Source organism: Acinetobacter sp. CY73 (assembly GCF_059515865.1).
Map to the genome: position 1 here is coordinate 250,926 of NZ_JCAKMZ010000001.1, position 14,703 is coordinate 265,628.

The following is a 14,703-nucleotide window of genomic DNA, read 5'->3' on the forward strand; positions in this document are numbered from 1 at the left end:
ATTGAATTAAATAAATCCTAATGAATAGTCATTTTTTTGTCTAAAAATTATATGTATTTGATATTCATAGTAAGTTTTATTAAAAATAACTTAACTATGTATCGCTTAAATCATAGTTAAAAGTGATCAATAAATAATCATTTATTGTTTTTTTGAACTATTTAGTTCAAAAAAAGAGTGCAAATGCACTCTTTTTAAATCGTTAATTTATTAGGATTAAAATTTATAACCGATTTTTAGACCATACGCCATGGCATCATTATCTTCAAAGTCACCAACTTTATTACCCACCGATTGTCCTTCTGCATCACCGAGCATAAAGTATTTCACACCACCAGCAATAAAAGTCGCTGGAGTAGGGCTAAATTGTGCTCCTAAGCCAACATTCCAATAACCTTCAGTTGGCCCAAGCGCTGTGACTGGATTACCTGCACCAGAATCCCAACCTACAGAGAAATTACCTGCCCATTGATCATTGAACTTGCGACCTACCCCGACATTGGCAGACCATTGATCTTTTTTATAGTCAATAATGTTTTGACCTTTGGTTGGGTCAGCTGGGCTTCCCGCTAATGTTGCTGTCACTCTTCTGAATTTATCGATATCAATACCATATCCGCCCCATTCTACCCATCGAACATTGGCAAATGCGACAGTATTCGCCATGATTCCTGTTTGAAAATCGAGGTTAACGGATTGAGGTGTAGAAAGCGCAGTATCTTTAGATGTACCCAAAAATAATGGATTATAAGCAGCAGCTGGTCCAGGTAAACTTACAGATTCACTTGTTTCAAGTTCATGATCAATTTCAGAACGATAAGTGAGTGCTACTTTTAAAGCAATATCCGGAATTTGATAGGCAGCGCCTGCTAACCAACCAATACTATCGTCTCTTTTGAAATTTGCGCTATAACCAAGACTGGATAAAGTAATGTTTCCTCGAACATCTTGATAGGCAGCACCACCGTAAATGTTGATATTTTCATTTGGTTGGAAGCCAACAAGTGCTGTTAAATTATTGGTTTTTACTTCAACATCTGTACCTGCTAATGGTCGTGGTCCTAGAGCAGATATAATCGTCCCATCTGAATAATAGGCATCCGCGCCAAAAGGCTGATCATAAATCAAACCTAAAGAGATATTATCTGTCGCTTGAATTTTGAGGGCAGCACTCGGAAAGTAGTAATCTTCGCCCATATCGCTAATTTTACCTTGAGCATTTTTTCCAGAGACAGTCGGATCAAGAATAGAAATTCCTGCTTCAAAATAATTGTTAGGTTGAAGGAAAGCACTAATTGACTGTCCAGAACGATCCATTGCAGCGGCATAGACAACAGAAACAGGTAATAGAGCGAGTAATACAGAAGAACTGATGGCTTTTAATTTCATTTTATCTATCCTTAGATAATTTAAAAATATTATGATTCTTGAGCTATTTTTTTACTTAGCTTTGAAGTGGAAAATAAGCATATTTTATTTGTTGGTTATTTTTCACTCTCAAATTCAACATAGCATAAAGGTACAGAGATGCAACAAATAAATATGACTAAAATGACGAACGAAATGAGAAAAAAAGTCAATGATTGAATATTTATGTGAAGTGGTTTGATTTTGATTTTGATTTTGATTTTGATTTTGATTTTGATTTTGATTTTGATTTTGATTTTGATTTTGATTTTGATTTTGATTTTGATTTTGATTTGAGGGATTTGAGGGATTTGAGGGATTTGAGGGATTTGAGGGATTTGAGGGATTTGAGGGATTTGAGGGATTTGCGCTTTGCGGGACTCGAACCCACGCCGGTCGCTTAGGAGGCAACTGCTCTATCCAGTTAAGCTAAAAGCGCATTGAGTATGAAAAATTATATGAAATATACTTTAATTTGATCATTCGGGATAGATCAATATACTTATACTGAATGAGTAAAAATGAAGGGCATTTAACTCGAATGCCCTCCATTTTTAGTTTTATTTATTGCTATTCAGACTCTTATAAAGAATCATCATAATTGCGATCCAGACCGGAATCATAATCACAGACTCTTTAAAGCCTTGAGTCCACATAATGAACAATACAACAGCAATAAAGGCAAGAACAATGAAATTTCCTAAAGGTGTCCACAGTGCAGGGAATTTAGTGATTTCACCTGTCTGCTTCATTGCTTGCTTAAATTTCAAATGCGTTAGCGTAATCATTGCCCAGTTCAATACTAGTGCACCAACCACGATGTAAATCAAATGTCCTAAGGCATCTTCAGGAACAAAGTAATTGAGTAGTACACAACCGAAAATCAGCACTGCTGAGAACAATACCGCTGGAATGGGTACGCCTGTTTTATTGGTCTTTTCGAAAATCTTAGGCGCATTGCCTTGTTTTGCTAAACCAAAAAGCATACGGCTATTGGCATACATACCACTGTTATAAACAGAAAGTGCAGCAGTCAAAATAATAAAGTTGAGTAGGTGGGCTGCCCAGTTAATTCCAAGTTGACTAAAGATCATCACAAATGGACTTTTATCCAACCCCCCTAGATCAAGCTGGTTCCATGGCACTAAAGATAAAAGAATAGTCAATGAACCTACATAGAAAATCAGGATTCGGAACACCACTTGATTAATGGCTTTGGGAATCGTTTTCTCTGGATTTTCAGCTTCTGCAGCTGCCATCCCGATGAGTTCAATACCACCGAAAGCAAACATCAAGAATGCTAGCATGAAGAACAAGCCTTCAAAACCATTCGGGAAGAATCCGCCGTGAGCCCATAGGTTGCTAAATGAAGCTGTTGAGTTTTCACCCGCAGTGAAAAGCAAGAATAAACCAAATACAATCATTGCAACGACGGCAGTCACTTTAATGATTGATAACCAGAATTCTGATTCGCCGTAGAACTTTACATTACATAAGTTCACTAGAGTAATAATAATAAAGAAGGTCAGTACAGATGCCCAAGCGGGAATATGGGGCCACCAGTAATTAATATATTTTGCGACTGCAGTGAGCTCTGTCATTGCAACGAGGATATAAAGGATCCAATAATTCCAACCTGCTAAGAAGCCTGGGAATTTGCCCCAATAGCGATTTGCAAAGTGGCTAAAAGAACCTGCAACAGGTTCATGAACAATCATTTCCCCGAGTTGACGCATGATGAGAAATGCGATGAGACCACCAATTGCATATCCTAAGATAATTGAGGGGCCTGCAGACTGTATGACTTGCGCAGATCCTAAAAATAAACCAGTACCAATTGCGCCACCCATGGCAATCAATTGAATATGACGATTTTTGAGGCCGCGCTGAAGTTGAGAAGAATTGTTATCCAATTTATTCAGCTCGCCGAGTGATTTTAAATCATTGTAATAGATTGATTTCTTTTAGCCTAGTAAATCTGACGTACTGCAGAAATCATTCATTTTCAATACGATAAAAAGGATTAAAAATAAAGTTAAAACAAATATTTAATTTTACACATTTCTCATCTGAAAAAATCATGCCTCAGCCATTTTAAGTTATTAACCCGATTTTTATACTTAAGTCCTGTAGTTTGATGCATAGTTTTTCAGCACTATATCAAGTCTAAAGTGGACATAGATACCCTGATAAAAACCGAAGGATAATAAACAATGAGCTTTCCAGCACAAATTAAAATTCCAGCAACTTATATGCGTGGTGGTACGAGTAAAGGTGTATTTTTTAAAGTCAGTGATTTGCCTCAGCGAGCTCAAATACCAGGATCAGCGAGAGATCAGCTTTTACTTCGCGTAATTGGCAGCCCGGATCCTTATGGAAAACAAATTGATGGTATGGGTGCAGCGACATCAAGCACCAGTAAAACAGTGCTTTTGGAAAAAAGTACTCAAGCAGACCATGATGTTGATTATCTATTTGGCCAAGTGTCAATTGACAAAGCATTCGTGGATTGGAGTGGAAACTGTGGAAATTTGACTGCCGCAGTGGGTTCGTTTGCAATCTCAAATGGATTGGTCGATGCAAGTCGTATTCCTGAAAATGGCTTATGTACCGTTCGTATTTGGCAAAAGAATATTCAAAAAACCATTATTGCACATGTGCCAATCACCAATGGGCAGGTTCAAGAAACAGGTGACTTTGAGTTAGATGGGGTGACTTTTCCAGCGGCAGAAGTTCAAATTGAATTTCTTGATCCAGCAGATGATGGTGAAGATGGCGGTGCAATGTTCCCAACTGGAAATGTTGTAGATCAATTAGACGTACCTGATATTGGAACTTTCCAAGCGACATTTATTAATGCAGGGATTCCAACGATCTTCCTCAATGCTTCAGATATTGGCTATACAGGTGCTGAGCTGCAAGATGATATTAATGCTGATTCTGCTGCATTGGCAAAGTTTGAAACGATCCGCGCTCATGGTGCACTTAAGATGGGAATCATTCAAGATCTAGCTGAGGCGGAGAATCGTCAACATACCCCTAAAATTGCATTTGTTTCACCTGCAAAAAGTTATGTGTCTTCTAGTGGTAAATCCGTGAACGATTCAGATGTAGATTTATTAGTTCGTGCACTCTCTATGGGGAAACTTCATCATGCCATGATGGGAACTGCTGCAGTTGCTATTGGTACTGCTGCAGCAATCCCTGGGACATTGGTGAATATTGCGGCGGGTGGTGGTGAACGCGAAGCAGTCCGATTTGGGCATCCGTCAGGTACTTTAAGGGTAGGTGCTCAAGCAACATTTGAAAATGACCAATGGCAAGTCAAGAAAGCCATTATGAGTCGCAGCGCGCGAGTTTTGATGGAAGGCTGGGTAAGAATTCCTGCTGATAGTTTCTAACAAAATTTTGATGTCTGAGACTAAATTTATTCCTGCAATAGATTTGGTCTTCTTATTGTGAAGTCGATATTAATGATTTGGACTAATGTGTTTTATTCGGCGATTCAAAAATCAAGCTTGAATGGTAAATTTATCTATCGAATAGTAAGTCATTTTTTAATGAAATTTGATTACAAAAAGCTTATTTTTTCATCACTATTTCACATGATATATTTCAACTAAACGACATATACATAATGATTGTGCATATTTTCTTTTAAATAGAATTGATTAAAAGGGGAGATACCAAGTTCATTAATGAATAATGATTAAGAATGAGGTGATTATGACTTCTATAAAACATCATGAAACAAGTAATTCTGTGTTCCTCGATACGCTTAAGGCGATGGGAAAACTAGAGCTGGTTTCTTTCATCTCAAAATTACCTGTTCCGATTGCAATATTTGACCATGAGTCAACGGTACTCGGTGTAAATCAATTATTCGCCGATATTTATGAAAGCGATGCATTGTATATGCTGGGTAAAAAGCTGAATGAATTTTCTACTGTTGTTTTTGCGCTTTATACAGATGCAGCTGATAAATTTAATAAAGAGCCTTATTTAGACCATATTGAAAATGAATTTTATTCTAAAGGACATTTTTATATTCTGAATTTTAGAGTATTAAGAAAGGATGATAGGGTAATTGAGTCCATTATTATTGTGTGTGCTGACGTAACGCGTTTAAAGCGACGTGAGCGTGTATTAATTCAAAATAATAAGAAATTGCACGATTCTTTATACATTGATCAAACCACGGGTCTTAAAAATAAAATTGCACTAGAGGAATATTTGTCGGAGCACTTTATTGGGGGTAATCGAGAACGCTTTTCCTTTGTTAAAATTGATATTGAAGACTTCAAAAAATTTAATCGTTTGAACAGTTATAGCATTGGTGATGAAATTTTAAATCAGTTGGGTAAGTTGTTTTCTGAAGAGATTGATCAAGACAATGCACAATTGTATCGACTGAATTCAGCCAGTTTTATTATTGTTCTTGAGCAATCAACGCCTTGGAAAGTACTGACTGTTGCAGAGCGTTTAAGACAAAAAATTGACAAAGAACAAATACGCTTTGATGAAAATAGTGATGAAATTCTTGGCATAACAATCGGGATCTATCACCCACGTGTGAACGATAATTATGCAGAGATCGATATTATGCATCAGTTAGAGATCGCAGTGAATCAAGCCAAAGAACAGGGTAAAAATGCAATCTTTGTATTAAAGTAGCCTTTATAGTAATGCAAGATAAGATTAATGTTCTCAACCCATCCAAAAGAGCTTTCTTATATAATTCAGTACTTGAGAAGAGTAAGTGAGTCTAAGGCAGAATCCATGTAGAATAGGCTTCATTAATTGACATGAAGTCTTTCAAGACTGCTCTAAGTGAGTTCGAGGCAACAGTGACATCTATACCTAACGTGAATACTGATATTTTAAAGCAAGCTCAACAACAGATTCAGAAAGACTTAGTCACAGCCTTAGACGCATTTTCAATGCCAGAACCGTTGAAAAGTGCAGTTCATCATGCAGTGATGTTAGGCGGGAAAAGAGTTCGTCCAGCCTTATGCTACGCCACTGCTCAATTAAAACCGAACAATCCAAATTTTGCTGCTGTTCGTCGTGCTGCTGTTGCAGTCGAACTGATTCATTGCTATTCGCTGGCACATGATGATTTACCCTGTATGGACAATGACTTACTACGTCGTGGTCAGCCGACTTGTCATGTCAGTTATGGTGAAGATACTGCATTATTGGCAGGCGATATTTTGCAATCGATGGCTTTTGAAGTCCTAGGCAGTCGCTTGTTTGATACACAGCAGAGTGTTGATGCTCAGATTGTATTGAAGCAAATGCAAATTTTGGCAACCTCAAGTTCAAAAATGGTGTGCGGGCAAGTTTTAGATATTCAGTCTGAAGGTAAATCTGTTGACCAAGAAACACTTGAAAATATTCACCGTAATAAAACTGGGGCATTGATCCAAGCTGCGATCATGATGTCGGCTGTGACGGTATTTGAAGGTGTTGATCCTGCGATTCCACAACTACGTAAATTTGGTCAAGCGGTTGGTTTAGCATTTCAGGTTCAGGACGATATTTTAGATGTGATCTCTGATACAGAAACCTTAGGCAAAACAGCAGGTAAGGATGAGCAGGTTGAAAAATCGACTTATCCTGCTCTGATGGGGTTAGATCAAGCCAAACAATATGCACAACAACTTCATGATCAAGCCTTTGCTGCATTGGCTTACTTTGCTGGAGACGCTCAACAACTTGAGCAGATTTCTCAGTTCTTGTTGTCGCGTAAATACTAATCTGATTTTTCCAATTGGATTGTCATAAAAAAGAGGATCATTCGATCCTCTTTTTTAATGTTTATTTCAATCGAATACACTCCGTATTCATTTGAAATTCATCTAAAGTTACTTGGTTGCTTCCTTATAAAGACGATCAGCCTCATCAAAACGTGCTGTGATTTGAGTTGAAGGGGCTTTACCCATCAAGCTCACAACAATGATCGTGATTAACGAGCAGATAAAGCCAGGAATGATTTCGTAAACACCCGTATCGCCCCAAACATTTTTCCAAACGATGACCATCACTGCACCCACAATCATGCCGTATAAAGCACCGGTAAATGTCATGCGTTTCCAGAATAATGAAAGAATGATCAGTGGGCCAAAGGCAGCACCAAAACCAGCCCAGGCATATGCAACTAAGCCAAGCACTTTTGATTCAGGGTTTGATGCAAGTGCAATGGCAAGTAGTGCAATCAAAAGCACCATCAAGCGACCAATCCAAACCAATTCTTTTTGAGACGCATTTTTACGAATAAATGATTTATAGAAATCTTCCGTTAAGGTACTTGAACAGACTAAAAGCTGACAACTAAGCGTACTCATTACCGCTGCTAAAATTGCGGCAAGAACAATACCTGCAATCCATGGATTGAATAGAATCTTCGTTAATTCCATAAAGACTGTTTCAGGATTGGCATTCACAACAGCTGCCAAGTGCGGATTTTGCTCAAAGAATGCAATCCCGAAGAAGCCCGCAGCTACAGCACCACCTAAACACAGAATCATCCACGTCATACCAATACGGCGTGCATTTGGAATGGATTTAACTGAATCAGCAGCCATGAAGCGTACAAGAATATGTGGCTGACCAAAATAGCCTAAACCCCATGCCAATAGCGAAAGGATCGCGACAGTACTGAGATCACCCATCACATTCATGGCTTGAGGACGTGCTGCTTCTAAAGCAAACGTCACTTGCGCCATATCAGAGAAACTGAAAATGGTCACGATTGGTGTGAGCAGTAATGCAAAAATCATCAGTCCCGCTTGGATGGTATCTGTCCAAGATACTGCTAAGAAACCACCAATAAAGACATAGCTGATGGTTGCAATAGCGCTGATCCAAAGGGCAGTGCTATAGGACATATCGAACATGCTTTCAAACAGTCGAGCGCCTGCCACCATGCCTGAAGCGCAGTAGATTGCGAAGAAAATTAAAATCACAAGTGCAGAAACGATACGAAGGACTTTCTTTTGATCATCAAAGCGATTGGAAAAGTAGTCTGGTAGTGTGAGCGCATTATTTTGAACTTCGGTATGAACCCGTAGGCGTCCAGCGACCAACAGCCAGTTTAGCCAAGCACCAATAATCAAACCGATCGCAATCCACATTTCAGAAAGACCAGATAAATAAATTGCACCCGGTAAGCCCATTAGTAACCAACCACTCATATCTGAAGCACCAGCAGAAAGTGCTGTCACGAAACTGCCTAAACGGCGCCCGCCTAAGATATAGTCTGAAAAATTCGTGGTTGCACGATAGGCAATCAGACCGATCACAACCATGGCGACGATATAAAATAGAAATGTTATTAGAGTAGGATTTAGGGCGCTCATACGATATCCATATTAGGGAGGAGTATAGATTGAAAGTACAAATCTAAAACGAAGGCGAAATTTAAACATAAAATGAAGAAAAATGCTGATAATTTCAGAGACTTGATCAGTACACATGCTCATCTAAGAAATAAAAAAGGCAGCGAATACGCTACCTTCTTATTGTGCTCATTTTAATAATTGAAGAATTAGTTATTTCGACCCATCACACCACGAATGGTATTCATGATGTCCGCAGGCAAGACCACAGTTTTGGCATTATTTGATTTGGCCATATCTTGCATGGCTTTGACATATTGCTCCCCTAAAAGATAAGCAACGGGGATTTCTTTATCGCCCACGGCATTGGTTACCATGTTAATGGCTTTTTCAGAAGCTTCAGCTAGCACAACCTGAGCTTCAGCATCACGACGAGATGCTTCTAAGCGACCTTCAGCTTCTAAAATAGCGGCTTGTTTTTCACCGTCAGCACGCGTTACTGTTGCACGACGCTGACGTTCAGCTGCTGCTTGCGCTTCCATCGCAGATTGCATGGTCGCAGAAGGTTGAATATCTTGAATTTCAACTGTTTTCAGGGTAATCCCCCAGTCAGAAATATCATCAGAAATGGCTGCTTTCAATTTTGCCTTAATGTGATCACGAGATGACAGCGCATCATCCAAATCCATCTCACCAACAATTGAACGCAATGAGGTTTGTACTAAGTTTTGGATTGCCCAAGTATAGTTTTCAATTCCATATACTGCTTTTGCGGGAGCCGCAATATTGATGTAGGCAACAGCATTCATGAGTAATACGGCATTATCTCTAGTAATCACTTCTTGAGAAGGAATGTCTAAAACGATATCTTTTGTTGTCACCTTATAGGCAACATCATCGATATAAGGAATGATAAAGTTTAGTCCTGGACTTAGAACACGTTGAAATTTCCCCCAACGTTGTACAATCCAGTTATACCCTTGAGGGACAATACGTACGCCCTTAAATATAGTGAAAACTATAAATGCGACAAAAACAAAACCGATAACTGAACCAGACATAACCATCCCTCTTATGAAGCTATTTTAATTTATAAGGTTGAAACTTTTGATGAATATGGTCGAACCACCAATTGATTCCCTGAAATATCAGTGACAATAACTCGATCACCTACTTGTACAGGAACAACAGCATGGCAATCCCATTCATCTGTGCCTATCACTGGGGTAGAAAAGCGAACTTTAATTTGATTTTGTTCTAAACTGGCTTGAATAACCATACCTGTTTGGCCAATGGCGGCCTCACGTCTTTGATCTACTTTGGTTCTATCAACTAGCAATGGTTTGATATATTTAAACCAGAGCACTGTACATGCTGTCGATAAAAGCCCCCATAAGATCAATTGAATTTCAAAACTCATGGATGGGAAAAACCACAATAAAATAGTGACTACGAGTGCTGCGATCCCAAACCATAATGCGGCAAATGCTGGAATAAATAATTCAGAAATAATAAGAACAATACCCAATACAAACCAATGCCACGGTTCAAAAATAAAATTCATAAATCAACCCTTATGTTTATCGTTGATATAGATGATTCATATCTTGAACAATGTAACAGAGTTAACCAATACTGAACATAAAAAAAGCAAATTCGGTCATATACCTACCCAATTTGCTTTTCTGTTTTTGAATGAAATTTTAAATGCGAAAGAACATTTAGAAATTGAAATGTTAGATACGTGGACGCGGTGCAGGTTTAAAGGCAGCAGGTGATTTCTTGAAATTAGCAATAGCAGCATCAATCGATTTAATTTTTAGTTGTGCTGATTTTTCACCTTCAAGAATGGCTTGATTGCTTGCTTTTAAATCGAGCGCACCCAAATTTCCAACTTGGGGTTGAATCACGATATTGGCTTGATTTAATTCACTATTAATACTTTGCTGTCCCATGATGTTGATGGTCTGATCAAGAAGACCAAACATACTGAGTGGTTTACCACTCACGGGACGCGCTGAAATATCAACGGCAATTACGATATCAGCACCCATATCTTTTGCTGTTTGCACAGGAATCGGGCTCACTAATCCGCCATCGACATATTTCGTTCCACCGATCGTTGCAGGAACAAAAACATTGGGAATGCTACATGAAGCTCGAACAGCCTGACCCGCATTACCTTTAATGAAGTCTGCACGCTTGCCATTGTCCAGTCGCGTTGCAACTGCAGCGAATCGAATAGGAAATTGTTCAATCGGTTTATTGGCAATTTGCTTATTGACGTAATCTTGAAGTTTTTGACCCAGTACCACACCTTGACGATTCAAAGTTAAGTCACGGATATCCGATTCTTTTAAACTGAAAGCAATTTGTTGGAGTTGAAATGGCGTTTTACCACTGGCATAGATACTGCCTACGAAACTTCCTGCACTGGTTCCAGTCACAATCTTCGGTTTAATACCATGTGATTCTAGAACCTTAATCACACCAATGTGGGCAAAACCTTTGGCACCACCGCCCCCTAATGCCAGTGCGATCACAGGTTCGCGAGCTTGAAGTGGTGTAGTCGGTGTAGATGTTTTGGTGTTTTTGTCACAACCACTCAGTGCCAATGTAATCAGGCTCATGAATGCGGTATATCTTAAAATTGATTTTTTCATGGATTGGCTGTTGCTAAATAAAGTTTAAAGAACACACGTTCATCACCAAGTCTTTCATCGCAGTATCATTTCAAGAGCATTCTAGTTTCTTTGTTTCATATTCATACAATGGAGAGAAGCAAGAGTTTGGCCGTGCAAGGTGATCTAAAAGTGGGTGAAATTTTGCTGAATATATGAACAGATTGTGGGTCAGTTTTCTAGCGTCATTCTGTCATCTTTACAAAAATATTCAGTCAAATATTATTCACTGACTTCAATTAATTTTTATTATTTTAGACTCGGAATGATTATAGAAGTATCAACGATCCTTATCTAAAAGAGCTTTCAATGGTTTGGCCAAGCGTTGCCTATTTTTCGGTGAAAATTGACCTTGATAGGTGTTTAAAATTTGCTCTAAATTTGCTTCGTAATCACCTGTAGGTTCTAAAACACCGATACAGCGAATAACTTTGTGATCATAGTCAAATGCAAACATGACAATCGGGATCTGTGCACCAAGGGCAATATGATAAAAACCACTGCGAATGTGTTCGGCACTTTTACGGGTGCCTTCAGGTGCTAGGGCTACCCAAATTTTATCTTCTTGATGGATTTTATTGATAATCTGTTGGGTTAAACCATGAGGTGAATCGCGTTGAACAGGAATGACACCCATCCATTTAAACAAACCTTTGAGTGGTGTCTTGAATAGCGTGTCCTTACCGAAGACAGTCACCTTAATGCCTACACCGAGCATGGCTAAAAAGGCATATAAGCCATCATAATTTGACGTATGTGGGGAAATGATGGCAACCGCTTTGGCTAAATTAGGAAATTCACCTTCGAATCGCCAACCTTGAGCGAGATAAAGTTGTTTAAATATTTGGCGGCTCAGTTTAGAGCCACGATGCGGTGCTTGTTCAGGCAAGTGCGGAAATTTTTTATTCATTATTCAGATATTCTTCACCATTAAAGCCATTTTCTCAATATTAATACTTTGGTACATTGGCTAAATAAAACGAATCCATTTTTGTATCACGATCGCTCGCTGTATGGAAGCGTTCTTGCTTAGGTCAAAACTATAATGATGCTTAAAATGCCTCAGCTTTATCTTCTTTTATTTTCATTATATTGGGCACAAGGTTTGCCCGTGGGGTTTATGACGCATGCATTGCCTGTGATCTTGAGGGCACAAGGTGTTTCACTGACGCATATCGGGGGCTTTGGGTTACTCATGGCACCGTGGGCAATTAAAGTCTTGTGGGCGCCATGGGTGGATAAATTTGGCTCAATAAGCTTTGGACACTATCGTTCGTGGATTATTCCCACTCAGGTTCTCACGATTAGCATTTTAATTACGCTTTCCTTTATTCCAATTGAATCGTTAAATCATCCAACTTATTTATTGGCTTTTTTTATTACCTTATTACTGATGAATACTGTGGGTGCAACTCAAGATATTGCCACCGATGGATTGGCAGTGAGTGTCTTAAAAGGTGAACAACAACCTATTGGAAATATGTTCCAAGTGATTGGTTCAAGACTTGGCTTTATTGTTGGCGGTGGAGCGATCCTTTGGGCGCTGGATTGGCTGAATTGGCAAAGTACTTTTTTAATTTTAGCTGTGATTGTTTTGTTTAATACATTGCCTATTTTGTTCTACCGTGAGCCGAAACATCAACGAAATCATATTGGATTATCTAGTGATGCGAACACAGTCTATAGAGAAGCAGGAAATATTGATTCTGATCCTCTTCAACAGAATATCACTGACACGGGTCAGCAAACTTTTTCCTCAAAAATAAAAGATTACCTCCGTTATTTTCTAAGTACCAAAGTCATGTTGGCATGGTTTGCGGTATTGTGCTGTATCAAGATCACTGATGGCTTATCTGGCCCGATTATTAAACCGTTATTGGTTGATCTCGGTTTAAGTCTGACTCAAATTGGTATCTACATTACGATGCTTGGGGCATTTGCAGCACTATTGGGAGCGGGCGTCGCAAGTTTATGTCTACATGTGATGCGTCGTGAAAAAGCATTAATCTTATTTTCAGTTTTAAAGCTCGTGAGTTTGGCTGGCTTTGCTTGGTTGGCAACGTTGCATACGCAGCAGACTCAGATTCAGCCGTGGATGATTTATCTGATCAATGCTTTAGAAGATATGCTTTCATCCATGTTATTGGTGATTATTTTGACTTTGGTCATGCAATATAGTCGGAAAGAACATGCGGGAACGGATTTTACCTTCCAAGTGTCGCTCATGGCGATGGTCGCAGGAGCGCTATACACCTTAAGTGGACTCGCAGGGGATTGGTTGGGCTATCAAAACTACTTAATCAGTATTACTTTGATTGGAATCTTGATGTTGATGCCGATTCTTTACTGGTCGAAATTGGTGAAAGCAGAGTTGCATTAAGCTGAACATATTTAGGTGGAAATTAGAATTAGAAATAATAAATTGGAATTTGCTAACCAGTGCATGACTGCTAACTTGGAACACTGAGCAAGTTAACAAGGGGTGATAAGGGATGGCATGTATTTAAATAAAAATTATTGCAATGGTAGATACTTCAATGGAGCGTCGTGAATAATGAGTATAAAGGCTGTTTTTTTTGATCTAGACAATACACTGACTCATCGCGATTTAAGTGTGCAAGCCTACAGCCAATTGTTAATCAATGAATTTCGTTCAGATCTGGTGCGCGCTGATCAAGCTGAACTGGATCAAAGTATTGAAATTATTCGTCGCATTGACAACGGTGGTTATCCCAAAAAAGAAGATTTAACGCATCCCAGTATTGCAGGGTCGGTTGCACATGCATTGATTGAAGCATTACCATGGCACAATCCACCTAAACTGGAGTATTTGACCGAATTTTGGTTCGAACAATTTGGACGGTCAGCTGTTGCAATGCCCGGTGCAGAAGTTTTATTACAACAGCTAAAAAAACAAAATTATAAACTCGCCGTGATCTCAAATGGTGGGCATGCAACACGGTTAAACATACTACAAGGTTTGGACTTCCTAGATTATTTTGACGAAATATTGAGTTCAGAATCAGTCGGTATCTCGAAACCCAATGCTGAGATTTTTCTGCGTAGTTGCCAAAAGCTTCTGGTCAATCCAAAGCAAAGCTTGTATGTCGGTGATCATCCAATCAATGACTATGTCGGTGCGACTTCAGCAGGTCTAAATGCGCTATTGCTTGAGGGTTTTCATCCAATTTCAGATAAGAATTTAGTGAGATCTAAGAATATGATTCGGCATCTTGATGAAGTTGTGCATTATTTGGCTTAAACCAATACTTATT

General features: G+C 38.9%; 12 protein-coding genes and 1 tRNA gene. 5 read left to right on the forward strand and 8 right to left on the reverse strand.

Features of this window, described 5'->3' with window-relative positions:
- Window positions 1-216 precede the first annotated feature (216 nt).
- The 3 genes from AC5YD2_RS01215 to AC5YD2_RS01225 form a co-directional block, all read right to left on the reverse strand.
- Entirely contained in the window at window positions 217-1,389 is a 1,173-nt protein-coding gene (locus AC5YD2_RS01215; protein ID WP_496124562.1) for an OmpP1/FadL family transporter, read from the reverse strand.
- A gap of 384 nt (window positions 1,390-1,773) precedes the next feature.
- Window positions 1,774-1,846, reverse strand: a tRNA-Arg gene (locus tag AC5YD2_RS01220).
- Window positions 1,847-1,967: 121 nt separating this feature from the next.
- Window positions 1,968-3,320 carry an amino acid permease gene (locus tag AC5YD2_RS01225; protein ID WP_496124563.1) on the reverse strand — a complete coding sequence of 451 codons (1,353 nt, stop codon included), beginning with the start codon at window positions 3,318-3,320 and terminating at the stop codon, window positions 1,968-1,970.
- Window positions 3,321-3,620: 300 nt separating this feature from the next.
- Between AC5YD2_RS01225 and prpF the strand changes: the two genes are divergently transcribed.
- From prpF to AC5YD2_RS01240, 3 genes are all read left to right on the forward strand, one after another.
- Window positions 3,621-4,808 carry a 2-methylaconitate cis-trans isomerase PrpF gene (prpF, locus tag AC5YD2_RS01230; RefSeq protein ID WP_496124564.1) on the forward strand — a complete coding sequence of 396 codons (1,188 nt, stop codon included), beginning with the start codon at window positions 3,621-3,623 and terminating at the stop codon, window positions 4,806-4,808.
- 325 nt (window positions 4,809-5,133) lie between these two features.
- Window positions 5,134-6,081 (forward strand): sensor domain-containing diguanylate cyclase, encoded by a 948-nt coding sequence (locus AC5YD2_RS01235; RefSeq protein WP_496124565.1) that lies wholly within the window; start codon window positions 5,134-5,136, stop codon window positions 6,079-6,081.
- Window positions 6,082-6,212: 131 nt separating this feature from the next.
- Window positions 6,213-7,166, forward strand: coding sequence for a polyprenyl synthetase family protein (locus AC5YD2_RS01240; protein WP_496124566.1), 954 nt, complete (start codon window positions 6,213-6,215; stop codon window positions 7,164-7,166).
- Window positions 7,167-7,274: 108 nt separating this feature from the next.
- Here the strand turns inward: AC5YD2_RS01240 and putP are convergent, their stop codons facing one another.
- The 5 genes from putP to AC5YD2_RS01265 all read right to left on the reverse strand — a co-directional run bounded on the left by putP (window position 7,275) and on the right by AC5YD2_RS01265 (window position 12,338).
- Entirely contained in the window at window positions 7,275-8,768 is a 1,494-nt protein-coding gene (putP, locus tag AC5YD2_RS01245) for a sodium/proline symporter PutP (protein WP_496124567.1), read from the reverse strand.
- 188 nt (window positions 8,769-8,956) lie between these two features.
- Complete coding sequence (locus tag AC5YD2_RS01250) at window positions 8,957-9,808, reverse strand: SPFH domain-containing protein (RefSeq protein WP_496124568.1); 852 nt, start codon at window positions 9,806-9,808, stop codon at window positions 8,957-8,959.
- A gap of 29 nt (window positions 9,809-9,837) precedes the next feature.
- Window positions 9,838-10,311 (reverse strand): NfeD family protein, encoded by a 474-nt coding sequence (locus tag AC5YD2_RS01255; protein WP_496124569.1) that lies wholly within the window; start codon window positions 10,309-10,311, stop codon window positions 9,838-9,840.
- Window positions 10,312-10,483: 172 nt separating this feature from the next.
- The gene (locus AC5YD2_RS01260) at window positions 10,484-11,377 is read right to left on the reverse strand and encodes a patatin-like phospholipase family protein (RefSeq protein ID WP_496124605.1); all 894 of its coding nucleotides are present in this window, start codon (window positions 11,375-11,377) and stop codon (window positions 10,484-10,486) included.
- Between the two features lie 331 nt (window positions 11,378-11,708).
- Window positions 11,709-12,338 (reverse strand): lysophospholipid acyltransferase family protein, encoded by a 630-nt coding sequence (locus AC5YD2_RS01265; RefSeq protein WP_496124570.1) that lies wholly within the window; start codon window positions 12,336-12,338, stop codon window positions 11,709-11,711.
- A gap of 147 nt (window positions 12,339-12,485) precedes the next feature.
- On the opposite strand from AC5YD2_RS01265, the gene AC5YD2_RS01270 reads away from it, so the two are divergent.
- Both AC5YD2_RS01270 and AC5YD2_RS01275 read left to right on the forward strand, forming a co-directional pair.
- Complete coding sequence (locus AC5YD2_RS01270; RefSeq protein WP_496124571.1) at window positions 12,486-13,808, forward strand: MFS transporter; 1,323 nt, start codon at window positions 12,486-12,488, stop codon at window positions 13,806-13,808.
- A gap of 174 nt (window positions 13,809-13,982) precedes the next feature.
- On the forward strand, window positions 13,983-14,690 hold the full coding sequence (locus tag AC5YD2_RS01275; RefSeq protein WP_496124572.1) for an HAD family hydrolase: 708 nt from the start codon (window positions 13,983-13,985) through the stop codon (window positions 14,688-14,690).
- The last annotated feature ends 13 nt before the right edge of the window (window positions 14,691-14,703 follow it).